This is a genomic window from Leucobacter sp. HNU (assembly GCF_047946755.1).
In the GTDB taxonomy this organism is placed as follows: domain Bacteria; phylum Actinomycetota; class Actinomycetes; order Actinomycetales; family Microbacteriaceae; genus Leucobacter.
The window spans coordinates 2,525,886-2,548,487 of record NZ_CP178837.1; the positions used below are offsets into that span (position 1 = coordinate 2,525,886).

A 22,602-nucleotide genomic window follows, 5' to 3' on the forward strand; every position below is an offset into this window, starting at 1 on the left:
GCCAGGAGAGTCGGAGCAGAGCCACGGGATTCCTTCTTTCGGGGGTCGCGCGTCGCGGAGGGATCGGGGTGCGATCGGACCGGGCCCACGACGACCAGCGTGCCACAGTAGCAAGATCCTGAACAGGATGCCAGGGGCCACCGACATTTCGGTCGGGACACAAAAAAGCAGGGGCGGACCCACCCGAAGGTGGCCCCCGCCCCTGCTGTATAGCGCGTTAGCGCGAAAAGACCTTAGACGAGCTTGACGCCCGCGCCGGCCTCCTCGAGCTTCGCCTTCGCCTCTTCGGCGGCATCCTTCTTCGCGCCCTCGAGCACGTTCTTGGGAGCCTCCTCGACGAGGGCCTTCGCCTCGCCCAGGCCCAGGCCGGTCAGCTCGCGCACGACCTTGATGACCTGGATCTTCTTGTCGCCAGCCGACTCGAGGACGACGTCGAACTCGTCCTTCTCCTCGACGGCCTCGGCAGCGCCGGCAGCCGGAGCAGCGGCAACGGCGACCGGGGCGGCAGCCGACACGTCGAAGGTCTCCTCGAAGGCCTTCACGAAGTCCGAGAGCTCGATGAGGGTGAGGCCCTTGAACTGCTCGAGCAGCTCTTCAGTCGAAAGCTTAGCCATGGTGTTTCTCCTTGATGTTTGCCCTCAGCGAGTGAGAGCGGGTCTGTGGTTTGTCGCGAATCGGCGTGAGCCGATCCTTATGCGTCCTGCTTCTCCTGCAGCGCGCCGAAGCCGCGAGCGGCCTTGGCGGGCAGAGCGTTGAACAGCTGTGCCGCACCGACCAGCGAGGCCTGCATGACGCCTGCGGCCTTGGCCAGCAGCACCTCACGGCTCTCGAGATCGGCGAGCTTGCCTACCTCAGCGGCGGTCAGAGGCTTGCCATCGAAGTAGCCAGCCTTCACCACCAGAAGAGGGTGTGCCTTGGCGAAGTCACGCAGTGCCTTTGCGACCGCGACGGTGTCACCGTGCACGAAGGCGAGGGCCGAAGGACCGGCCAGCTCGTCGTCGAATGCGGTGACCCCGGCAGCGTTGGCCGCAATCTTGGTCAGCGTGTTCTTCGCCACAGCGTACGTCGCGTGCTCACGGATGCTGTTGCGCAGCTCGCGCAGCTCAGCAACCGTCAGACCGCGGTACTCGGTCAGCAGGACGGCGGACGACTCTTCAAACTTCTGCTGAAGATCGGCGACCGTTGCTTCCTTCGTAGCCATGGCGCTCCCTAATAATGTCTTCTCCGAGAACGGATGCTCTCGGAGGCCGGACCGCCGAAAAACGAGAAAAGCTCCGGCGCGCACGCACGGAGCTTCAGGATCTTGGAAACCAAGAAGTGGAGATTCGTACCTGCGCGGGTCCTCGCTCTCGCGATCGTTCCGGGATCCTTGCGGACCCTACCTGCGGTCTTTGGCCGAAGAGAACTCTATCCCACCGGAGCAGGATCGCGCAACACTCGCGATCCCGCACCCGATGGGACGCGATCAGCCCGCGGGCTTGAGGATGTAGCCGGCGCCTCGGATCGTATGGATCATGGGATCGCGTCCCTCGTCGATCTTCTTGCGCAGGTAGGAGATGTAGAGTTCGACGACCGTCGCCTTGCCGGTGAAGTCGTAGCTCCACACCCGATCGAGGATCTGCGCCTTGGAGAGGACGCGCTTCGGGTTGCGCATGAGGTATCGCAGCAGCTCGAACTCGGTGCTCGTCAGCTCGACCAGGTCGCCGGCGCGCTCCACCTCGTAGCTCTCCTCGTTGAGCGACAGGTCGCCGACGCGGATCACCGGGTCGGCGCCGGAGTTCTTCGAGTTCTGCGAGCGCCGCACCAGCCCGCGCAAGCGCGCGATCAGCTCCTCGATGCTGAACGGCTTCACGACGTAGTCGTCGCCGCCCGCGGTCAGGCCGTTCACCCGGTCGTCGACCGAATCGAGCGCGGTGAGGAACAGCACGGGCACCATGTGACCGGCGGCACGCAGGCGCGACAGCACCTGGAGCCCGTCCACGTCGGGCATCATGATGTCGAGCACCGCGACATCCGGATCGAACGACGCGATCGCCTCGACGACGCCACCGCCCGCCCCGAGGGTCTCGACCTCCCACCCCTCATAGCGCAGCGCCATGGCGACGAGCTGCGTGATCGACTCCTCGTCGTCGACGACGAGGGCCCGCAGCTTGCGCTCCGATTCCTCCGCGTTGTCGGTCCCGTTCGTCCCCGCTGCCCCTGTGCTCATGTCTGGCATTGTTTCCGCCGCCGCTGGACGTGCGCTGTGCGCGAGCCGTCACGCGGATCCGCCGAGTGTCTGAATCGGCGAGAGGCTTTCCATGACACAATTTCCCACGATGTCTGTTTCGAGCCCCGAGTACCACCAGCGGATCGTGACCGACGGCAACGATCGCATGGAGTGGATGCGGGCGCGGGCCCGCGGGATCACCGCGACCGACGTCGCCAAGCTCTCGACCCAGCGGTCGATCGAGGCCGCCGCCCGCGAGAAGCTGCACGGCAGCCGTTTCACGGGAAACGCATACACGGAGCACGGCAAGGCCCGCGAGCCCGAGATCGCGTCGTGGGTGCTGCGCGAGTACGGGATCGCCCCGAGCCAGGCCCTCTTCCACGCCTGCGGGGACATCCGCCACCTCGCGACGCCCGACGGCCTGGTGCAGCGGGAGGCCGGGGCCCTCGAACTGGCCGAGATCAAGACCACCAACAAGGAATGGCGCTCGATCCCCCGCAACTATCTGCGGCAGATCTGGTGGCAGCAGTACGTGCTCGGCGCCGAGCGCACCCTGATGGTGTGGGAACGGCACGAGAACTTCGTGCCGGTCGGCGATCCCGAGGTGCGCTGGGTGGATCGCGACGAGAGCGAGATCGAGCGCCTCGTCAAGCTCGCGGGCGACCTCATCGACGTCCTCATCGCCCGCACCAGCTGACCCGCACGACTCCCGGGCCGGCTCACGAGCCGTGGCCCGATCAGGGGCCGGGGAGGATCCGGGTGGCCGTGGGGTCGAAGGGCGGAGCGGGTCGCTGAGCCGGCTGCGCCGTGTCGAACCAGCCGAACGGCGCCTGACCGGTCTCACCGCCGGGACCCGCGCCCGTGCCGCTGCCGAGTCCGGCACGGTAGTTCTCTTCGATGAGCTCCTGCAGCGCGTCCACCGCGCGTTCGACGGAGGGCAGGTCGTGCAGTCGGGTCGGCGGCTCGGCCCCGACGAAGAGCTCGATATCGCCCGATCCGACCATGCGCTGGCCGATGCCGCGCCGACTCCGGACCTCGCGGATTCGGCTGAGGGGGATCTCGCTGCGCCGACGGATGAACACGCCCCGGTGCATGATGACGCGCCGGGTGGTCACCGTGATGCGGTCGGCGAGCCAGCCCACGATGGGGCCGAGCCCGAGCAGCAGCGCCACCAACCCGGCGCCGGCCGCGACGGCCAGGTTCATCCACGGTTCGGGCAGCGCTCCCGTCCAGAAGCCCGCCGCCGCCGCGACCGCGCAGAGCACGATCACGGGCAGCACGAGGCGTCGCCCGTGCCGATGACTGCGGAAGACGACGGCCTCGGGGCGCAGCTGGGCGGCGGGCGCGACCGCGCCCGCCGCTCGATGCTCCGGGAAGAACTCGCTCATGCCTGCGAGTCTGCCCCGTTCGCCTGAGTACCGGGCTGAGCCGCGCCCGTCTCGCCCGCGAGCCGCTCACCGGTCTGGGCCGCCCAGGTCTGCGCGGAGTCGATCGAGGCGTGGGCGGTCTGCTCCGCTGCGGCGCCGAAGTGCTCGGCCACTCCCGCGACGCGGGCGTCGCGACTCGCGGAGGCGCCGGTCGACGCCGCATCGCCCGCGCCTGCTGCAGCGGACGCGTCGGCCGAACGGGCGTGCGCGGCGCGGCGCGGCTGCGCGGCCGGCTCGTCGCGCGATGCGCGCCCGGCCGCGGCGCCTGCGGCGGCCCCGCCGGCGACGCCGTTGAGCATCGCGGCGAGGTCGATGCCGACCGTGTCCTTGGCCATCTCGAGCAGGCCCTTGATGTTGCCCATCGCCTCACCGGCGACCTTCGAGGTGCCGTCGGCGGAGACCACGGTCATGTTGTCGATCGCTCCGATGGCACGCGCGTACTCCGCTGCAATCTCGGGCAGCAGGTGGATCAGCTCCTGCGCGAGCACGGCCTGCGACTGGGTCTCGAGCGCCCGGGCCCGCGCATCGATCGCGGTCGCCTCCGCGGTGCCCTTCGCCTCGAGCGCGGCTGCCTCGGCGCGGCCCTCGGCCTCGAGCGCTTCGGACGCGGCGATACGGGCGGCTCGACTCGCGAGGCCCTCGCGTTCCACCGCCTTCGCGCGGCCCTCCGCTGCGGAAACCGCGGCAGCGGCCTCCGCCTTGGCGAGCGCCTCGACCCGGTACGCCTCGGCTTCGGCCACGGCGCGCACGTCGGCGTTCAGCTTCTCGGTGCGGAGCGCGACCTCCTTCTGCGCGGTGATCTGCTGCTGCTCGACGATCGCCTGCTGCTGGATCGCCTGCTCGAGCGGGTCGGCCGCCTGCGCCTGCGCGTTGGCCTTGTCCGTCTCGGCCTGGATCTCGGCCTGGCGCAGTTTCAGCTCGCGGTTCCGGTCGAGCAGCACCTTCTCCGCCGAGATCTTCGCCTCCTGCGAGGCCTGGTAGGCGTTGGTCTCCGCGATGTCCGCCGCCTGGCGCACCTTCGCGGCCTCGGGGCGACCGATGTTGGCGATGTAGTCGGCGCCGTCGCGGATCTCCTGGATCTGCAGCGTGTCGACCACGAGGCCCTGCTTGGTCAGCGCCTCCTCGGCGGCCTCGAGCACGCTCTGGGCGACGACCGCGCGGTCGCGGATGATCTGCAGCACGGTCAGGCCGCCGATGATCGAGCGGAGGGAGCCCGAGAGCACCTCCTGCGTCGACTCGTCGATCTCGTCGGAGTTCGAGAGGAATCGCTGCGCGGCCGCGCGGATCATCTCCTGCGTCCCGCCGACCTTCACCACCGCGACCGCCTGCGCCTGCATGGTGATGCCGTCGGTGGTCTGCGCCTCCGTGGTGATCGAGAGCCGGCGCGAACGGAGCGAGATGGTGAACGACTTCTGCACGAACGGCACGACGAAGACGCCGCCGCCCGTCACGACCTTCTGGCCCGAGAGGTCCCGGCTCTTGTTGCCCGCGGCGTCGATCACCTCCTTGCCCTTGCCGCCCGTGACGATGATGGCCTCGTCGGGCTTGGCGATGCGGTAGCGCTTGATGATGACGAGCGCGATCAGCACGAGCGCGATGATCGCGCCGAACACGCCGATGATGGCTGGGCTGGCGAAGAGTGACATGTCGTCTCCGGTCGGGATCGGGGGCGGTCGGGGGGAGTCAGGGGGCCGGCGATGCCGACGCGTCGGCGGCGGGGATCGCTTCGACCCGCACCGAGGTCGCGGTGAGGGTCTGGACGATGCGCACCCGCGTGCCGCGAGGCAGCGGTTCGCGCGCGTCGGCGGTCGCCGCGAGCGAGACCCGTTCGCCGTGGCGCACCAGCGCGACCTCGCCGAGACCGCCGACGGGGATCGGCAGCACCACGCCGGCTTCGGCGCCGACGAGCTCCTCCCCGCTCACCGCGGTCGAGGACTCGGCTCCTCGGATCAACCGGGTCAGCCACCAGGCGAGCGCGCCGCCCAGCAGGCCGGCGAGCGCGCCGATGATCGCCGCCATGGGCGTCGAGAGGCCGGCGCCCACGCAGGCGAAGGACGCGAAGCCGAAGATCGAGGTGAACGCGGCGATCGTGGTGAGGCTCAGCGGGCCGTCGCCGAAGTCGAACGCGTCGAAGATACCGTCGAGCACCAGCGAGATGACGAGCAGGATCGCGCCCAGGATGCCGATCAGCAGGAAGATCCCGCCCGCCATGAGCGAGCCGTCGAGCAGCCGTTCGAACCACTGGGTGATGCCGTCCACCGCGCCGCCTCCTCGATCCACTGCGAATGCCTCCGAGTCTATACAGCGCCTGTGACATCGCCAGATCGGGGCGCAGCGCCCCGTCCCGACCGATTTCGGTTGCGGCGAATGGCGGCTTCTTCGCGATGCCTGCCACCATTCGCCGCAACCGGAGCTCGAGCGCCCCGAGCTCGCCGCCGCTACCGAGACGTGGGAAGGCGCGGGACCGCCGCGAGCAGTTCCCGCGAGTACGCCTCGCGCGGCGCACGGAAGAAATCGGGTCCCCCGAGTTCGACGAGCCGGCCGTCGCGCAGCACCGCGACCCGCTCGCAGAGCCGGTGCACCGCGGCGAGGTCGTGCGAGATGAACAGCAGCGCGAGCCCGAGCTCGCGGCGCAGGCGCTCGAGCAGCGCGAGCACCTCGACCTGCACCGCCACGTCGAGGGCGCTCGTCGGCTCGTCCGCGACGAGCACGCGCGGGCCGAGCGCGAGCGCGCGGGCGATCGCGACCCGCTGCCGCTGCCCGCCCGACAGCTCGTGCGGGTACGCGTCGAGCAGCTCCGATCCGAGGCGCACCTGCGCGAGCAGTTCCGCCGCCCGCGCGCGCACGCCGCCGCGCGGCACGATCCGGTGCGCGCGCAGCAGCTCGCCGAGCGTCGCCGAGACGGTCATGCGCGGGTCGAGCGATGACCCGGGATCCTGCGGGATCAGCTGGATCGCACGCAGCTGCTCGCGGGTGCGCCGCTCGGGCAGGCGCGCGCCGTCGAGCAGTATCCGGCCGCCGGCGAGCGGCAGCTGCCCCGAAATCGCGCGGGCGAGGGTCGTCTTGCCCGATCCCGATTCGCCGACGAGGCCGAGCGCCGTGCCCGGCGGGACATCGAACCCCACCCCGTCGACCGCGATCCGGCGCCCATAGGCGATGCGCGCGTCGACCACCCGCAGGCCCGCGCCCGCAGCGGCGCTCATGACGCGCCCCCGTCGGACGCGAGGCCCGTCCCGTCGAACGGTTCGAGGTCGGGCAATCGCGGAGCGGCCGCGAGCAGCGCCCGCGTGGCCGGGTGACGCGGATCCCGCTGGAGCTGCTCGATCGTGCCGGTCTCGACCACGCGTCCCCGATCCATCACCGCGACCCGTTCGCACAGCGCCGCAACGACCGCGAGGTCGTGGCTCACGAACAGCAGAGTGAGCCCGCGCTCGCGGCGCAGACCGTCGAGTTCGGCGAGCACCCTCCGCTGCACCGTCACGTCGAGGGCGGTCGTCGGCTCGTCGCACAGCAGCACGTCGGGGTCGCCCGCGAGCGCCAGCGCGATGACGACGCGCTGGCGCTGTCCGCCCGAGAGCTCGTGCGGATACGCGCGGAGGGCGCGCTCGGGATCGGGCAGGTGCACGCGTTCGAGGAGCTCGAGCGCCCGCGAGCGCACCTCGCCGCGGGCGGCGCGGATCCGCTGCTCGGTATCGCGTGCCCGCAGCGCCTCCACGAGGTGGGTCCCGACCCGGGTGAGCGGATCGAGCGCCGTCTGCGGGTCCTGGAACACCATCCCCGCGCGACCCCCGGCTTCGGCGGACCCCGCCGAGACGCGGGTGCCGCCCGGCAGCAGCCCGAGCACCGCGCGCAGGGTCAGGCTCTTGCCGGAGCCGGAGGCGCCGACGATCCCGAGCGCCTCCCCCGGCGCCACCGCGAGGTCGACCCCGTCGACGAGCGCGCGCGGATCCCGTTCGGCGGTCTCGACCACGAGCCCGCTGATCTCGACCGAGCCGGTCGGCGGTCCTGCTGCCCGCGGCCCCGGGCTCCACGCTGGACCGCTCATCGTTTCACCCGCCAGGCGTCGCCGAGCCCGTCGGCGACGAGCGAGAGCGCGACGCCCGTGAGGACCACGGCGAGTCCCGGCCCCACCCCGAGCCACCAGTTGCTCGTGATGAACGGCTGCGCCTCCGCGAGCATGGCGCCCCAGTCGGGCGTCGGCGGGCGCACCCCGAGCCCCAGGTAGCCGAGCGTGACGATGGCGACCATGATCAGCACGATCTCGGTCATCAGCAGCACGACGGCCTGCGGCAGGGCGTTCGGCAGCAGGTGCCGCAGGATCACGCGGGCGTGCGACAGCCCGCCGCCGCGGGCGGCGCGCACCCAGCCCGCGTCGCGCATCGAGGCGGCGAGCGCGCGGATCACGCGGGCGTAGCCGGTCCAGCCGACCAGGGCGAAGGCGACGACGATCCCGAACTCGCCGGCGCCGAGCGCGAAGACCAGCGCGATCACGATGATGTAGAAGGGGAACGCGATGACGGTATCGACCACGCGCGACAGCGTCCAGTCGACCGCGCCCCCGAAGTAGCCCGAGAGCAGCCCGACGGAGACCCCGATGATGAACGGGGCGATGGCCGCCGTCACCGCGATGCGCAAATCGGTCTGCGCCGCCATCAGGATCCGCGAGAGCACGTCACGGCCCAGCTCGTCGGTGCCGAGCCAGTGCGCGGGCGAGGGCGGCAGCAGGCCCGCGGTGAGGTCCTGCGCGGTCGGCGAGTACGGCGCGATGACGGGTGCCAGGAGCGCGACGAGCACGAGGAGCGCGGCGAGGCCGGTCCCGACCGCGAGGGTGCGGGATCGGCGGGCCCGGCTCCAGAAGGTGCTGCGCGCGGCGGCGCGCGGTGCGGTCATCGGGCGCTCCCCCGTCGCAGGCGCGGGTCGAGGATCCCCAGCAGGGCGTCGGCCGCGATGCCGACGAGCACCACGAGCACGGCGCAGTAGAGCGCGATGCCCTGCACCACCGGGAAGTCGCGGCTGCCGATCGAGGTGAACAGCAGCATGCCGATCCCGTTGATCGCGAACACCTTCTCGATCACGAGGGTGCCGCCGATGAGCGTGGCGGCGTTCACGCTGAGCAGCGCGAGCGTCGGCAGCGCCCCGCCGCGCAGGATGTGCCGCGTCCAGATGCGGAGCTCGGGAACGCGCGCGGCGCGCAGCGTCGTCACGAAGTCGGCCGTGACCACCTCCAGCAGCTGGGCGCGCAGCGAGCGGATGAGCGGGGGGACGAGGCTCAACGACACCGCGAGGGCCGGCAGGATCAGGCTGCGGATCGGTTCGCCCGCGCCCGTGCCGACGCCGCCCACGGGGAACCAGCCCAGGTGCACGGCGAAGACGATGATGAGCAGCAGGCCGATCCAGAACATCGGCATGCCGAGCCCGATGGCCGGGATCACGCGCACCGCGTGATCGATCGGTCCGTTCGGCCGCCGCGCCGCGGCGAGCGCGAGCGGCACCGTGATGAGCACGGCGAACAGCAGGGCGAGCGCGACGATGCCGAGGCTGAGGGGTGCACGCTCGAGGATGAGGTCGCGCGTCGAGGTGCCCGAGACGAGCGAGGGGCCCGTGTCGCCCTGGGTGAGGAGTCGCCCCACGAAGTCGCCGAACTGCTGCCAGAGCGGGAGGTCGAGGCCGAGCTTCTCGTGCAGCTCCGCGACGGCCTGGGGCGTGGCCCGCTCGCCCAGGATCATCTGGGCGGGGTCGCCCGGCACGAGCCGCAGCAGGAAGAAGACCCCGACGACGACCCCGAGCATCACCGGGAGCACCGTCCCCAGCGTGCGCAGGGTCGCGAGGCCGATCCTGCGCACGCTGCTCATGGGTCCTATTCCATCATCTCCGTCGGGCGTCCCTGCGCCCCGACCGGTGGCTGAGCGAGCCTGCGGGTCGAAACCGCGCTTCCGGGTTTCGACTCGTTCCTCGCCCGACCAGCGGGATCGGGAACCGACTCAGCCCTTCGCGATCCAGGCGTCCTGGAACCGGATGCTGCCGTTCGGGCGCACGACGAGGTCGTGCACCTTCGCGGTGGTCGCCTTGAGGTTGCTCGGGTAGAACAGCGGGATGTAGGGCACCTGCTGCGCGAGGATCCGTTGGATCTCGACGTAGATCTTCTTGCGGGCGTCGCCGTCGGCCGTGGTGCGGCCCTCGTGCATCAGCTCGGTGACCTTGGCGTCCGTGTAGTGGGTCCAGTACGACTTGCTGAAGCCCTCGGGATCGGCCTGGAAGGTGACCAGCCCGTTCGGATCGCGGGCGTCGGACTGGCCGCTGTTGATCATGAAGTCGAACTTGTAGGCTTTGAACCGCTCGCGGAACGCGGCGAGATCGATCTGCTCGATCTTGACCGTGATCCCGATCTTCGCGAGCGCCTCCTGCACGATCTGGGCGATCTGCGCGCGCTGCGAGTTGCCGCTCGCGATCAGCAGGGTGGTCTCGAAGCCCTTCGGGTACTTCGACTTCGCGAGCTCGTCCTTCGCGGCCTGCGCGTCGAATCCGAGGGCGATGCCCTTCTCGGCGTCGGCCGAGTACTCGATGGTGGGCGGGATCAGGCTGTTCGCGACCTCCGCGGTGCCGAAGGTCGTCGCCTTCGTGATGCCGTCGCGGTCGAGCGCGTGGGCGATGGCGCGGCGCACGTGCTCGTCGGCGAAGCGGGGATCCTGCGTGTTGAAGAACAGCTGCTCGATCTCCCAGGACCCGTTCTTCACGAGCTTCGTGGCGGCACCCGACTCGAGCTGCTTCGCGGCCGAGGCCGGGACGTCCTCGATCGCGTCGATCTGGCCCGCGGTCAGCTGCTGCTGCAGCTGGGTGTCGTCGGGCACGACGGTGTAGACGAGCGTGTCGAGGTAAGGCTTGCCCGACTGCCAGTAATGGGTGTTCTTGGTGAAGACGAGGTCGCCGTTCGGGTCCCACGACTTGACGGCGAACGGTCCGGTGCCGACCGGCTTCTGGAAGAACTCGGCCTCGGTCTTGCCGCCGAAGTCCTTCGGGAAGATGCCGTTGGCGAATCCCGAGAGCTCCGAGAGGAACGGGGTGTACGCCTGCTTCAGCGTGATGACGACCGTGTGCTTCGCCGCATCGCCCGAGCCGGGCGCGATCGAGGCGATGGGGGCCTCGAGCGGCAGCGGTCCGCCGACCTTCAGGTGGCGCTGCAGCGAGAACACGACGTCCTCCGGGGTCACCGGGGTGCCGTCGGAGAACTGCACGCCGGAGCGCAGCGTGAAGGTGTAGACGAGGCCGGCCTGGTCGATCTCGTACTTCTCGGCGAGCCAGGGCACGATCTTGCCCGTCTCGTCGAACGACACGAGCGGTTCGAAGACCTGGTCGATCGCGAAGGCGTTGTTCGCGGTGATCTGCTGGTTCAGGTCGAGCGAGTCGACGGAGGCTGCGCGGCCGAGCTTCAGCTGCCCGCCCGAGACGGGCTTGGCGGCATCGCCGGAGCCGGAGCCGCCGGTCGCAGGGGCGCAGCCGGCGAGCAGCAGCGCTGCGGCAAGGGTGGCGGCCGTCGCGGCGGCGAAGCGCTGCGCGCGGCCGGTGCGGGATCGCTTGGGGATCACGGTGGTCCTCATTCTCGAGTGTGCGGTGCGGGTGGAAAGGGTTCGGGGCGGACGGCAGGGGCCGCGATCACGGGTCCAGGCCGGCGGCCCGGGGCAGGATCGCGCGTCCGCCGAGGATCACGGCGTCGACCGCCGACGGATCGCCGATGGCGTTCCGGTTCGCGGGGTCCGACGGATCGACGTTCAGCAGGACCGCGTCGGCGACCTCCCCGACGGCGATCCGCCCGCTCGGCGCCGGGGAGCCGGGCTCCGCGGTCGAGGCGAGCAGTTCGGCGCCCGTGCGGGTCGCGGCGACGAGCGCCTCCTCGGGCGAGAGGCCCGCGTCGACGAGCGCTGCGAACTCGCGCAGCGCCGTGCGATGCTGCGCGGGAGTTCCGGAGTCGCTGCCGAGCGCGATGCTGAGGCCCGCGTCTCGCGCGAGCCGCACGGCGCCCGGGTGCGCGGCGACGGCCTCGTCGACGCGCGCGGCGAACGCCGCGGGCAGCTCGCCCGCCTCGATCATGGCGCGCACCTGCCGGTAGATGCGGAGCGTCGGCACGAGCACGAGCCCCCGTTCGGCGGCACGGGCCGCCTGCTCCGCGGTGAGGAACATGCCGTGCTCGATGCTCGCGGCGCCCGCCTCGATCGCGCGGTCGATGGCCGCCCCGCCCCAGGCGTGCACCATGACGCCCGCGCCGAGCTGCGCGGCGATCCGCACCGCCGCGGCCGTCTCCGCGAGCGAGAACGCCGGCTCGAGCCGCGACCCCTGCGGAGACGCGACACCGGCCGTGCCGACGAGCTTGATCCATCGGGCACCGGCGGTGAGCGCGGCCTCGGCCGCGCGCTCGACGCCGCCCGCCGTGTCGGCGGTCTCGCGGTCGATGAGCACCTCCGCGGTCTGCACACGCGGGATCAGGACGCGCTCCTGCGGCCCCGGTCCGGTCTCGGGCGCGGTCGCGGATGCCGTCGCGGGTCCCTCCGAGATCGCGCGCACGGTGTCGAGGCGCAGTCCCCCGGCGTCTCGCACGCTCGTGGCACCGCGCAGCAGCATCGCGCGCAGGGCGTCGCGCGTGAGCTCGACGGCCTCCTCGGCGGGGATCGAGTCCCGCTCGGCCGCGTCGAATGCCTGCCAGGCGGCGTGGGTGTGCGCGTCGACCAGGCCGGGGATCAGCCAGCGCCCCGAGCCGTCGATCATCCCGGCACCGGCACCGGCTGACGGCTCCCGGAGGACCCCGGCGGCGTCGACGAAGCGGCCGTCGCGCCAGGCGATGTCGACGGGCGCGCCGAAGCTGCCGCGCTCGTCGAGCACGCGCACGTTCGCCACCCCGCCTTGGTTCATGCTCACACGCTACCTCGGCGAACACTCATGGACCATTCAGGTGCTTCCCCGCTGAACCACAACGTAAACTAGAGGGGTGACCGGCCTCGATACTCCCCCAGCACCCCCGCCGCTTCGCCCGCGGAGCCCGCGAAGGCGATCCTGACGACGCTGCGCGGCGTGCTGCACCTCATCGCCATCGCGATCGTGACCGCCTGGGGCTTCATCGGCTGGCCGCTCCCCTTCCCGGGCATCCTCACCGGCATCGGGTTCCTGGCGCTCGCGGTCCTGCTCTGGGCGCTGTTCCTCTCGCCCCGACCCGTGCTGCGCACCGATCGGTTCGGCGAGGCGCTCGTCGAGCTCCTGCTCTTCGCCGGTGCCGCGGCGGCCCTGCTGGTCATGGGCGTGCACTGGGGCTGGGCGCTCGGCTTCGGCGTGATCGCCGTCGCCGTCGGCTACATCGCCGCGTCGCGCAAGCGCTGAGCCCGCCGCGGGCCGCTCGCGGAATAGGGCCCGCCCGCCCGGCGTTCTCCCGGGCATGAACGAAGCACGCACGAACTCCGTGATCCTCGGCCTCGATACCTTCGGCGACGTCACGCGATCGGCCGACGGCGAGCGCACCTCGCACGCCCAGGTGATCCGCGACGTGGTCGAGCAGGCCGTCCTCGCCGACCGCCTCAGTGTCGACGCCATCACGCTCGGCGAGCACCACCGCGACGACTTCGCGATCAGCTCGCCCGAGATGGTGCTCGCGACGATCGCGGGGCGCACCGATCGGATCCAGCTCGGCACGGGCGTCACCGTGCTCTCGAGCGACGACCCGGTGCGGGTCTACGAGCGCTTCGCGACGCTCGACGCGCTCAGCAGCGGGCGCTCCGAGGTGATCCTCGGCCGCGGCTCCTTCACCGAGTCCTTCCCGCTGTTCGGCTACGACCTCGCCGACTACGAAACGCTCTTCAGCGAGAAGCTCGAGCTCTTCGCGCGTCTGCGCAGCGAGGGCCCCGTCACCTGGTCCGGCCGCCACCGCACCGCGCTCGTCGACCAGGAGGTGTTCCCCAAGACCGAGCAGGAGGGCGGCGTGCGCGCCTGGATCGGCGTCGGCGGCAGCCCGCACTCGGTCCTGCGCTCGGTGCAGGTGGGGATCCCGATGATGCTCGCGATCATCGGCGGCGACCCCGCGCGCTTCCTGCCGTTCGCGAACCTCTACCGGCAGACGCAGGACGAGCTCGGCCGCGACCCCATGCCGCTCGGCGTGCACTCCCCGGCCACGTCGGGGCGAGCGATGCGGAAGCCCGCGACGAGCTGTGGGAGCACTGGGCCGACAACCGCAACCGCATCGGCCGCGAGCGCGGCTGGCCCGAGGCCCGGCGCGAGGAGTTCGAGGCGGAGGCCGACTCCGGTTCGCTCTACGTCGGCTCGGCCGAGACCGTCGCGCAGCGCATCGCCCGCACGGTCCTCACCCTCGGCGCCGACCGCTTCGACCTCAAGTACGCGAGCGGCACCATGCCGCACGAACAGCTGATGGCATCGATCGAGCGCTACGGCCGCGACGTGATCCCGCGGGTGCGGGAGCTGCTCGCCGACTAGCACGGCATCGATTCGCCGCAGCGCGCGAAGCCGGATACAACTGAAGCATGCAGACGGTCTCGCGCGCCTCGTTCGGCGGCTCCCTCCTGCTCGCCGGAGCAGCCGGATTCGTCGACGCGATCGGGTTCATCCTCTCGGGCGGCCTCTTCGTCTCGTTCATGAGCGGCAACTCGACGCAGGCCGGGGTCGAGATCAGCCGGGGCGAGGTGCAGACCGCCGCGGTCGCGCTCAGCCTGGTGGCGGGCTTCGTGCTCGGCGTGCTGGCCGGCCGGGTGCTCGGGCTCCTCACGGAGCGCGTGCGGATCGGTGGGCGGATCCTCGGCCTGGGCGCAGCGCTGTTCGCGGCCACGGGGATCGTCGTTTTGTGGCCGCACCCCGGCTTCTCGCTCGCCGCCCTCGCCGCGGTCATGGGCGCGATGAACACGCTCTTCATCGTCGCCGGTCGCGCGCAGGTCGCGATCACCTACGCGACCGGGACGCTCGTGAGCTTCGGCATCGGCCTCGCGGACCGCATCGTCGGCGGCCACCGCGGCGGGTGGGTCCGGCCGCTCCTGCTCTGGGCCTCGATCACCCTCGGTGCGCTGCTCGGCTCGCTCGCCTGGCGGGCCATGGGCGCGCTCGCCCTGCTCGTGGCCGCGGGAGCGCTCTGCGTGCTCGGCCTGGCCCAGATCATCCGTGCCGTGGCGCGCGCCGATTCGCGCTCACGCCCCGTTCGTCGATAGCCTTGAGGGGTGCCGCGGGGTGGAGCAGTTCGGTAGCTCGCCGGGCTCATAACCCGGAGGTCGTAGGTTCAAATCCTGCCCCCGCAACCAAGAAGAAGGCCCTGACCCGGAGAGATCCGGATCAGGGCCTTCTTGCGGTCTCGGCGGAGCCGCGCGAGCACCCGCCGCGTGCTCAGCCCGCGAGGTCGATCTCGCGCCACTCCCCCGTCGCCGCGTCGGTCGGCATGCCGTCGAGGATCCGGATCGAGCGCCGCTCGGGATCGGTGACGATCGTCGCGAGGGTCGCCCAGCGCTCGCCGTAGCTCTTCGCCATGTCGGCGTGGCAGGTGAGTGGCGGCTGCCCCTCGCCCGACACCAGCAGTTCGACGAGCGCCGCGGTGTCGGCGGGCCCGCCGTCCGCGAGTCGCTCGCGCACGAGTGCGAGCCGCTCCGACGAGTCGGGCTCGTAGATCTCGGACTTCTGCCCGCCGAGCGGCTCGGCGTCCTGGAAGTGGTTGGTGCGCTGCACCGAACCGGCGACCTCCTCGATCACGAAGACGCCCGCGGGGCTCATCTCGACCGAGACGGCCCGGTCGGCGTCGAGCATGGTGAACGCCGACGACGAGGCGATGGGGGCGCTGCGGATCAGCGCGATGGCCTCCTCGACGGTGGCGCACTCGGTCAGCACGATCGACGACAGCACGTGCATGGGCACGCCCGACGGGCCGTCCTCGCGGTGGCCGAGGATGTTGAAGTGCAGGGCGAGCCCCGCCTCGTTCACGCCGATCTTGCTGACGATGCCCTGCTCGGTGAGGCCCGCATAGCGGTACCCCGGCCCGTCGACCTCGTGCGTGTGCCAGAACGGTGCCAGCTCGATGTGCCAGTCCCAGGTCTGCACGGCCCGATGCCGCCCGTCGATCACGGCGGACACGGTCGAGCACTCGCTCGAGGCAGCCGTGCCCAGGGCGAGGATCTCGGTGCGCGCGTTGAGCGCGACCACCTGGGCGAGGGCCAAGCCCGAGCCCTCCGCGATCCCCGCGAGCTCCTCGACGACCGCGGGACGCCAGGCGGCGAGCGCCGCGATGACCCGTTCCGCACCCCCGCGCTCGGTCTCCTCGTCGACTCCGAGGATCCGGAACAGTTCGGCGTACTTCGCGTAGGCCGCCGGGAGCGATTCCCGCAGCTGCGATCCGCGGCTGCGCCCGAGCTCAGCGCGGGTCTCTCCCGAGACTCGCAGGTGAAGACGCTCGGTGGTGGTCATGGTGATCCTCTCGGTTCGGTGGAGATGGTGCGGGCCGGTCGGCTGAGGCGCCGACCGGCCCGAGGGGTCGGGGACCCCGGGGTCAGGCCGTTGCGCCGCCCAGCAGGGCGTCGCGCAGCCCGCGCTGCGGTTTCCAGCCCGGCCGCGGGGCCGAGGCGATGAGCAGTCGCGTGTAGGGCTCCTGCGGCCGGTCGAGCACGTCGCTCACCGTGCCGCGCTCGATGATCCGCCCGGTACGCATCACCACGACGTCGTCGGCGATGTCGCGCACCACCGAGAGGTCGTGCGTGATGAACAGGTACGACAGACCGTGCTCGGCGCGCAGCCGCTTGAGCAGGTCGAGCACCTGGGCCTGCACCGAGACGTCGAGGGCCGAGACCGCCTCGTCGAGCACGATGATCTTCGGTTCGGCGGCGAGCGCACGGGCGATCGCGACGCGCTGCTTCTGCCCGCCCGAGAGGGCGCCGGGCTTGGCGTCGGCGTGGCGTTCGGTGAGGCCGACCTCGTCGAACAGCTCGAGCACGCGGGCGCGGCGGCCGGCGCGGTCGAGGTCCGGGCGGTGTGCGCGCAGCATCTCGTCGATGGTCGCCGAGACGGGCAGCGAGCGGTTCAGGGATCCCTGCGGATCCTGGAACACCATCTGCACGAGCTTCGCCCGCTCGCGGAGCGCGCTCCGGGCGGTGGTCGGCTTGACCTCGGTGCCGGCGATGCGCACCGAGCCCGAGTCGGCGCGTTCGAGACCGACGACCACGCGGGCGAGGGTCGACTTGCCCGAGCCGGACTCGCCGACGACGGCGAGGCAGGTGCCGGGGCGGAGCTCGCACGTGACGTCGTCGAGGGCAGCCACGCTCGCCCCGCGCCCGAGCTTGAAGGTGCGCTTCAGGTGCTCGACCTGGATGATCGGCTCGCTCATGCGTCCGCCTCCTCGTTCGTTCCGCGGTTCGCCTCGTGCCCCTCGGGGTAGAGCATCGGCCGCGCGGCCATGAGTGCGCGGGTGTAGTCGGTCTTCGGGTGGTCCCGGATCTCCTCGGGGGTGCCGACCTCGAGGATCTCCCCGTCCTTCATCACGGCGAGCCGGTCGCAGACGGCGGCGGCGAGATCGAGATCGTGCGTCACGAAGATCATCGAGAGACCGTGCTCCCGCCGCATCTCGTCGAGGATCGCGACGACCTCCGCCTGCGTGGTCACGTCGAGCGCGGTGGTCGGCTCGTCGGCGAGCAGCAGCTTCGGCTCGCCCGAGATCGCGCCCGCGATCACCACTCGTTGGAGCATGCCGCCCGAGAGCTGGTGCGGGTAGGACGCGAGCACGCGTTCGGTGTCGGTGATCCCGACCTGGCGCAGCAGCTCGGCCGCGCGGTCGCGAGCCTCGGCCCTCGGCAGGTTCCGCGCATCGCTCATCCCCTCGACGAGGAAGCGCTCGACGGGCAGCACCGGGTTGAGCGCGCCGTGCGGGTTCTGCGCGATGAGCGCCAGGTCGTTCGCCCGGATCTTCCGCAGCACGTCGCCGGACGCGGCCAGCAGGTCCGTGCCGTCGAGCTCGATCCGGCCCTCCACCCGCGCGCCCGACGGCTCGATGCCGAGGATGCACTTGAGCGTCATGGACTTGCCCGAGCCGGACTCGCCGACGAGGCCGAGGGCCTCGCCCTGCCGCAGCGCGATGGTGCTGCCGTGCAGGATCTCGGTCTCCTGACCGGTCTCGGAGTCGACGACGGTGAGGACGAGGTCTTCGATGTGCAGCATCAGCGGGTCCTTCCTGCCGCCCGGCGGCCGCCGAGCTGTTCGCCGACGTAGCCGAAGGCGGCCACGGTGATCACGATCGCGAGGCCGGCGAAGACGCTCTGCTCCCAGAAGCCCTGCTGCAGCGAGGCCTGCCCGTTCGAGACCATGAGGCCCCAGTCGGGGGTGGGCGGCTGCACGCCGAGCCCGAGGAACGAGAGCGCGGCGAGCTCGATCATGGCGTAGCCGAAGTTGATGGTCATGCCGGTGAGGATCTGGGTGCGCACGTTCGGCAGGATGTGCCGCACCGTGATGAGGAATCCGGAGATGCCCTGCAACTGCGCCGATGAGACGTAGGGCAGGCCGCGCTCGCGGAGCGCGACGGAGCGGATCACCCGGGCCGAGTACGGGGTGAAGCCGATGGCCAGCGCGATGGACGCGGTGAGCAGAGAGGGCCCGAAGATCGCGACCGCGAGGATCGCGAGGAGCATGTTGGGGAACGCGAAGAGGATGTCGAGCACCCGGCTGATGAGCGCGTCGACCTTGCCGCCGAACCACACCGCGGTGAGCGCGAGCGTGGTGGCGAGCGTCGCGGCGATGAGTACCACGAGCGTCGGCCCGAGGAGGCTCGTGCGCGCGCCCCAGATGATGCGCGAGAAGATGTCCCGCCCCGACTGGTCGGTGCCCATGAGGTGCGCGAGGCTCCAGGCCTCGTGGCGCCCGGTGACGCTGCCCGCGAAGGGATCCTGCGGGGCGATGATCGGCGCGAAGACCGCCATCAGCACCACCAGCACGATGATCGCGAGGCTGACCACGCCCACGGGGCCGAGGCGGCGCGCGAAGCGGCGCCAACCCGAGATCGGGGCGTCCGCGCGGTGCTTGCGGATCAGCTGCACCGCGACCGTATCCTGGGCCCGGGTGTTCGTGCCCGGTCCGCTCGTGAACTTCCGCTCGTTCATCGTGCCGACACTCCCTTGCTCAGCCGAACGCGTGGGTCGATCACCGCGTAGAGCAGGTCAACGATGAGGTTGATGATGCCGAAGGCGAGCACCATGATGAGGGCGATCGCCTGCACCACCGCGAAGTCCTTCTTCTGCACCGAGTTGACGAGCAGCGCGCCCAGCCCGTCGAGGGTGAAGGCGTACTCGATCACGAACGCGCTGGCCAGGAGGCCGGCGATCTGGGTGCCGAGCACGGTGCTCACGGGGAGCATCGAGTTGCGGATCGTGTGCCGCCACAGCACGAGCTGCTTGGGCACGCCGCGCGCGATCGCCATGACCACGTGCTCGGACCCCTGTTCCTCGCGCACCGCGGTGCGCGTGATGCAGGCCACGACGGCGATGCCGGGGAAGGCGAGCGCGATGGCGGGGAGCGTGAGATGCCAGAGCCGGTCGCCGAATCCCGTTCCGGAACCCGACACCGGGAACCAGCCGAGGTTCGAGCCGAACACGAACATGAGGACCAGCGCCGCGAAGAAGGTCGGGACCGCGAAGCCCAGGTTCGAGCCGAACACCACGAGCTTCTCGAAGATGCCCGAGCGGGTGGCGGCGAGCACGCCGAGGCCGACGCCGAACACGCAGATCAGGATCGCGGCGAACGCTGCGAGGAAGAGCGTGGTCGGGAGGCGGGAGGCGATGAGCGACGCCACGTCCTGCTGCGTGAGCAGGGAGCGACCGAAGTCGCCCTGGATCACTCCGACCAGCCAGTTCCAGTAGCGGAGCAGGAAGGGATCGTCCAGACCGTACTGCGCGCGGATGGCCGCGAGCACCTCCGGGCTCACCGTGCGCCCCTGCACCAGGAACTGCTCGGGGCTTCCCGGGGCGAGGTACATGCCCGAGAACACGATGAAGCTGGACACGATGAGCACGGCGACGAGCGCGCCGAGCCGTTTGAGCACGTAGGTCATGGACGATCCCTTCCGGGGGTTCGCTTACTCGGCCGAGCCGAGGTCGGCGGCCCAGGGGTAGTACAGGTAGACGAACGACGCGGGGGCGCCGGTCACCTTCTTGTTGAGGTACATGCGCACGGCCAGGTCGTCGATCGGCACCCACGGCTGCTGCTGCATGACGAGGGCCTCGGCCTTGACCGTGAGCTCGGTGCGCTTCTTCACGTCCTTCTCCGCGAGCGCGGCGTCGAGCGCCGAATCCACCTGCGGATCGGAGAAGCCCGAGTAGTTCTGGTCGCTGCCGGTCTTCGCGACGCTGATGAGGTGCAGCAGCGGGTCCGGAGCGCTCAGGTAGTTGGTCGTGACGAAGCCGTCGAAGCCCTCACGCGCCTTCGGGTCCGAGAAGAACGCGCCGAACTGGGCGCTGGGGACACCGGTGGGCTGCAAGGTGAGCCCCAGTTCCTTGGCGCCGTTGGCCATCTCGTTCAGGATGTCGGCGTAGAAGCCGCGCTCCGACGGGTAGGCGATCTTGATCGGCTTCGACAGGTCGACCTTCGCGGCCTTCAGCTCCTCCTTCGCGGCCTTCACGTCGTAGCTCAGATCGGGCAGTTCCTTGTCGCGGAGCTTCGCGGCGTCGGGGATCGCGTCCCAGGGCGACTGCGGGACGACCGAGCGCGACGGGGTCGCGGTGCCCTCGTAGACGGTGTCGGCGATGGCCTGGCGATCGGTGGCCCGGGTCAGCGCGCGGCGCACCGCGGGATCGCCGAAGGTCCCCTTGCCGGTCGAGATGATCGCCATGATCTGCATGCCCTGGCCGTAGACCATCGCGCCGGTGGAGCTGCTCGAGAGCTCGCCGAGGGCGGGCAGGGGCACGTCGTAGGAGCCCTGGATGTCGCCGCTCTTGAGGCCGGTCGCGATGGCGGTCGGATCGACCACGAATCCGATCTGCACCTCCTTGGCCTTCGCCTTCTTGTCGGCGTTCCAGTAGCCGTCGAAGCGCTTCAGCGTGATCGACTGCCCCTGCTTCCAGTCACCGGGGGTGTAGGAGAGCGGGCCGGTGCACATGACGCCGGTGTCGGGGTTGCCGTAGTTCTGGCCGGCGGCCTTGCGCTGCTTCTCCTGCACGACCACGCCGAGCACGGTCGAGAGCGAGGACGGCAGGATCTGGTCGGGAGACTTCAGCGTGATGGTGATCTCGTGATCGCCGCTCTGCTCGACCTTCGCGATGTTCGCGGTGACGCCGCCGGTCCAGTAGCTGCCCTCCGAGGGGTCGTTGTGGCGCTTCAGCGAGTAGAGCACGTCCTGCATGGTCATGGGCGAACCGTCCCAGAAGGTGACCTTGTCGCGGATCCCGATCTTCCACGTGAGGCCGTCGGTCGTCTCGGCCTTCGTCGCGAGGTTCGGCTTGATCGAGAAGTCGGGCTGCATCTGGAACAGCGGCTCGCACAGGTTCGAGACGATCGTGTTCTCGGGGTAGTTGAACGCCTTTGCCGGGTCGAGCGTCGCGAGCTCGCCGTAGGTCGAGTTCCACGTCACCCGGTCGATGTCGCCCTTCGCCGCGGGCGTGGTCTGCTGCAGCTTGGAGTCGTCGACCTTCCCCTCGCCGCTGCCGCCGCGCGCGCCCGATGCGCACCCGGCGAGCGCCAGACCCGTGACTGCAAGGAGGGCGACTGCGACCCTCGTCTTCGCGAATTTCACGATGAGTTCTCCATTCGAAGTTTCGTCATTGAATCCCCTGAGTCCTGCGTGCGCCGGACGAGACCCGGGAGCGAGAGTAACACCCAAAACGATTTGGGCAAAACGTTTTGGGTATCACTTTTCGATAACGGGTCGAAGTCGAACGCGCATACGATGACGGGGCGCGGAACGGGCTATCCTGACCGAGTGAAACCCAGTGGGAGACCGACGATCAAGGACGTGGCGAAGGCGGCGGGCGTTTCGCCGACCACGGTCTCGCACGCGCTGAACGGCAAGGGCGTCGTGCGCCGCGAGACGGTCCAGAACATCGAACGGATCGCCGCCGAGATCGGGTACCGGCCCAGCGCGATCGCGCGCGGCCTGCAGAACTCCCGACTCGGCCTCCTCGCCCTGGTGATCCGCCCGTTCCACAGCCTCGACACGTTCCTGCCGGAGGGCGTCGACTACTTCCTCCGCATCGCCGGCTCCGCGTCGCTCACCGCGATGGAGCACGGGTACAGCATGATGCTCGTCGACGACCCCACCCGGCCGGGAGTGCCGCTCAGTGCTCTCGCCGCCGACGCCTACATCGTGACCGAGCCGTTCGAGGACGACCCCGTGCTCACCATGCTCACCGAGCAGCGGATCCCGTTCGTCACCGTCGGCGCGGATCCCGCCCGGCGCGGCGCGTTCCTCGAGATCGACGAGGGCGCCGAGCAGCAGGCCAGCCTCATGATCGGCCACCTCGCCGCGGTCGGCGCGCGCCGCATCGCCCTCGTGACGGGCACCGACCGCAACGACTGGAACCTGGGGTCGGTGCGCACGCTCGAGGCGTGGGCCGCCGAACGCGGCCAGACGCCGCTCGTGTTCGCCATGCCGGAGGCCGAGGGCGAGCACGCGGGCGAGACGATCGTGTCGCACTTCTTCGACGGGGATCCGGAGGACCGCCCGGACGCGATCTTCTGCCTCACCGGCCGACACGCCGCGGGCGTCACGGCCTCCGCGATCCGACGCGGGATCCGGGTGCCCGAGGACCTGCTGGTCGCTGCCGGATCCGGGGCCATGCAGAACCGGACCTCGAGCCCCACCGTCACCACGCTCGACCTGCACCCCGAGGAGACCGCGCGGCGCGCGGTCGAGATCGCGGTGCGGCTCGCGGAGGGGCGCGACCTCGAACTGCCGCTGACCGTCCCCTCGGCGACGCTCGACATCCGCGAATCGACGACGCGGAGCTGAGCCGCACGACACGCCGACGGCGG

22 protein-coding genes, 1 tRNA gene and 1 pseudogene are annotated in these 22,602 nt (G+C 70.8%); 6 read left to right on the top strand and 18 right to left on the bottom strand.

The features are described from left to right. Positions 1-233 precede the first annotated feature (233 nt). From rplL to AB3K78_RS12435, 3 genes are all read right to left on the bottom strand, one after another. Entirely contained in the window at positions 234-614 is a 381-nt protein-coding gene (gene rplL / locus AB3K78_RS12425; RefSeq protein ID WP_046454235.1) for a 50S ribosomal protein L7/L12, read from the bottom strand. 77 nt (positions 615-691) lie between these two features. Then, a complete protein-coding gene (gene rplJ / locus AB3K78_RS12430; protein ID WP_046454234.1) occupies positions 692-1,201 on the bottom strand; it encodes a 50S ribosomal protein L10 in 510 nt (169 codons plus the stop codon). Between the two features lie 264 nt (positions 1,202-1,465). After that, positions 1,466-2,209, bottom strand: a complete 744-nt coding sequence (locus tag AB3K78_RS12435) for a response regulator transcription factor (protein WP_416443689.1) — start codon at positions 2,207-2,209, stop codon at positions 1,466-1,468. 109 nt (positions 2,210-2,318) lie between these two features. Between AB3K78_RS12435 and AB3K78_RS12440 the strand changes: the two genes are divergently transcribed. Further along, the gene (locus AB3K78_RS12440; protein ID WP_416443691.1) at positions 2,319-2,906 is read left to right on the top strand and encodes a YqaJ viral recombinase family protein; all 588 of its coding nucleotides are present in this window, start codon (positions 2,319-2,321) and stop codon (positions 2,904-2,906) included. A gap of 40 nt (positions 2,907-2,946) precedes the next feature. Here the strand turns inward: AB3K78_RS12440 and AB3K78_RS12445 are convergent, their stop codons facing one another. From AB3K78_RS12445 to AB3K78_RS12485, 9 genes are all read right to left on the bottom strand, one after another. After that, a complete protein-coding gene (locus AB3K78_RS12445; RefSeq protein ID WP_416443693.1) occupies positions 2,947-3,597 on the bottom strand; it encodes a PH domain-containing protein in 651 nt (216 codons plus the stop codon). Then, positions 3,594-5,282 (bottom strand): SPFH domain-containing protein, encoded by a 1,689-nt coding sequence (locus AB3K78_RS12450; RefSeq protein WP_416443695.1) that lies wholly within the window; start codon positions 5,280-5,282, stop codon positions 3,594-3,596. The genes AB3K78_RS12445 and AB3K78_RS12450 overlap by 4 nt, the downstream gene beginning before the upstream one ends. A 37-nt stretch (positions 5,283-5,319) precedes the next feature. Further along, the gene (locus tag AB3K78_RS12455; RefSeq protein WP_416443697.1) at positions 5,320-5,895 is read right to left on the bottom strand and encodes a hypothetical protein; all 576 of its coding nucleotides are present in this window, start codon (positions 5,893-5,895) and stop codon (positions 5,320-5,322) included. A gap of 179 nt (positions 5,896-6,074) precedes the next feature. Continuing rightward, entirely contained in the window at positions 6,075-6,839 is a 765-nt protein-coding gene (locus AB3K78_RS12460; RefSeq protein WP_416443699.1) for an ABC transporter ATP-binding protein, read from the bottom strand. After that, positions 6,836-7,681, bottom strand: a complete 846-nt coding sequence (locus tag AB3K78_RS12465; RefSeq protein ID WP_416443701.1) for an ABC transporter ATP-binding protein — start codon at positions 7,679-7,681, stop codon at positions 6,836-6,838. Before AB3K78_RS12465 ends, AB3K78_RS12460 begins: the two co-directional genes overlap by 4 nt. Then, positions 7,678-8,526, bottom strand: coding sequence for an ABC transporter permease (locus AB3K78_RS12470; protein ID WP_416443703.1), 849 nt, complete (start codon positions 8,524-8,526; stop codon positions 7,678-7,680). The genes AB3K78_RS12465 and AB3K78_RS12470 overlap by 4 nt, the downstream gene beginning before the upstream one ends. Next, positions 8,523-9,488 (bottom strand): ABC transporter permease, encoded by a 966-nt coding sequence (locus tag AB3K78_RS12475; protein ID WP_416443705.1) that lies wholly within the window; start codon positions 9,486-9,488, stop codon positions 8,523-8,525. Before AB3K78_RS12475 ends, AB3K78_RS12470 begins: the two co-directional genes overlap by 4 nt. Positions 9,489-9,617: 129 nt before the next feature. After that, complete coding sequence (locus AB3K78_RS12480; protein WP_416443707.1) at positions 9,618-11,231, bottom strand: ABC transporter substrate-binding protein; 1,614 nt, start codon at positions 11,229-11,231, stop codon at positions 9,618-9,620. Between the two features lie 55 nt (positions 11,232-11,286). Further along, complete coding sequence (locus tag AB3K78_RS12485) at positions 11,287-12,537, bottom strand: amidohydrolase family protein (RefSeq protein WP_416443709.1); 1,251 nt, start codon at positions 12,535-12,537, stop codon at positions 11,287-11,289. Between the two features lie 159 nt (positions 12,538-12,696). Between AB3K78_RS12485 and AB3K78_RS12490 the strand changes: the two genes are divergently transcribed. The 4 genes and pseudogenes from AB3K78_RS12490 to AB3K78_RS12505 all read left to right on the top strand — a co-directional run bounded on the left by AB3K78_RS12490 (position 12,697) and on the right by AB3K78_RS12505 (position 14,915). Then, on the top strand, positions 12,697-12,999 hold the full coding sequence (locus tag AB3K78_RS12490; RefSeq protein ID WP_416443711.1) for a DUF2568 domain-containing protein: 303 nt from the start codon (positions 12,697-12,699) through the stop codon (positions 12,997-12,999). 55 nt (positions 13,000-13,054) lie between these two features. Next, positions 13,055-14,103, top strand: a pseudogene (locus tag AB3K78_RS12495) (Atu2307/SP_0267 family LLM class monooxygenase). Positions 14,104-14,150: 47 nt separating this feature from the next. Continuing rightward, positions 14,151-14,825, top strand: coding sequence for a YoaK family protein (locus AB3K78_RS12500; RefSeq protein ID WP_416443713.1), 675 nt, complete (start codon positions 14,151-14,153; stop codon positions 14,823-14,825). A gap of 13 nt (positions 14,826-14,838) precedes the next feature. Next, positions 14,839-14,915 (top strand) — tRNA-Met (locus AB3K78_RS12505). A gap of 82 nt (positions 14,916-14,997) precedes the next feature. On the opposite strand, the gene AB3K78_RS12510 is transcribed toward AB3K78_RS12505, so the two are convergent. The 6 genes from AB3K78_RS12510 to AB3K78_RS12535 form a co-directional block, all read right to left on the bottom strand. Next, entirely contained in the window at positions 14,998-16,065 is a 1,068-nt protein-coding gene (locus AB3K78_RS12510) for a C45 family autoproteolytic acyltransferase/hydolase (RefSeq protein ID WP_416443715.1), read from the bottom strand. 82 nt (positions 16,066-16,147) lie between these two features. After that, positions 16,148-16,978: an ABC transporter ATP-binding protein gene (locus tag AB3K78_RS12515; protein WP_416443717.1), complete on the bottom strand. Its 831-nt coding sequence runs from the start codon at positions 16,976-16,978 to the stop codon at positions 16,148-16,150. After that, positions 16,975-17,805 (bottom strand): ABC transporter ATP-binding protein, encoded by an 831-nt coding sequence (locus AB3K78_RS12520; RefSeq protein WP_416443719.1) that lies wholly within the window; start codon positions 17,803-17,805, stop codon positions 16,975-16,977. Before AB3K78_RS12520 ends, AB3K78_RS12515 begins: the two co-directional genes overlap by 4 nt. Continuing rightward, positions 17,805-18,740 carry an ABC transporter permease gene (locus tag AB3K78_RS12525; protein ID WP_416443721.1) on the bottom strand — a complete coding sequence of 312 codons (936 nt, stop codon included), beginning with the start codon at positions 18,738-18,740 and terminating at the stop codon, positions 17,805-17,807. The genes AB3K78_RS12520 and AB3K78_RS12525 overlap by 1 nt, the downstream gene beginning before the upstream one ends. Then, positions 18,737-19,687 carry an ABC transporter permease gene (locus AB3K78_RS12530; RefSeq protein ID WP_416443723.1) on the bottom strand — a complete coding sequence of 317 codons (951 nt, stop codon included), beginning with the start codon at positions 19,685-19,687 and terminating at the stop codon, positions 18,737-18,739. The genes AB3K78_RS12525 and AB3K78_RS12530 overlap by 4 nt, the downstream gene beginning before the upstream one ends. A 24-nt stretch (positions 19,688-19,711) precedes the next feature. Further along, entirely contained in the window at positions 19,712-21,364 is a 1,653-nt protein-coding gene (locus tag AB3K78_RS12535; protein ID WP_416443725.1) for an ABC transporter substrate-binding protein, read from the bottom strand. A gap of 186 nt (positions 21,365-21,550) precedes the next feature. Here AB3K78_RS12535 and AB3K78_RS12540 point away from each other — a divergent pair, with 186 nt between their 5' ends. Continuing rightward, on the top strand, positions 21,551-22,579 hold the full coding sequence (locus AB3K78_RS12540; RefSeq protein ID WP_416443727.1) for a LacI family DNA-binding transcriptional regulator: 1,029 nt from the start codon (positions 21,551-21,553) through the stop codon (positions 22,577-22,579). The last annotated feature ends 23 nt before the right edge of the window (positions 22,580-22,602 follow it).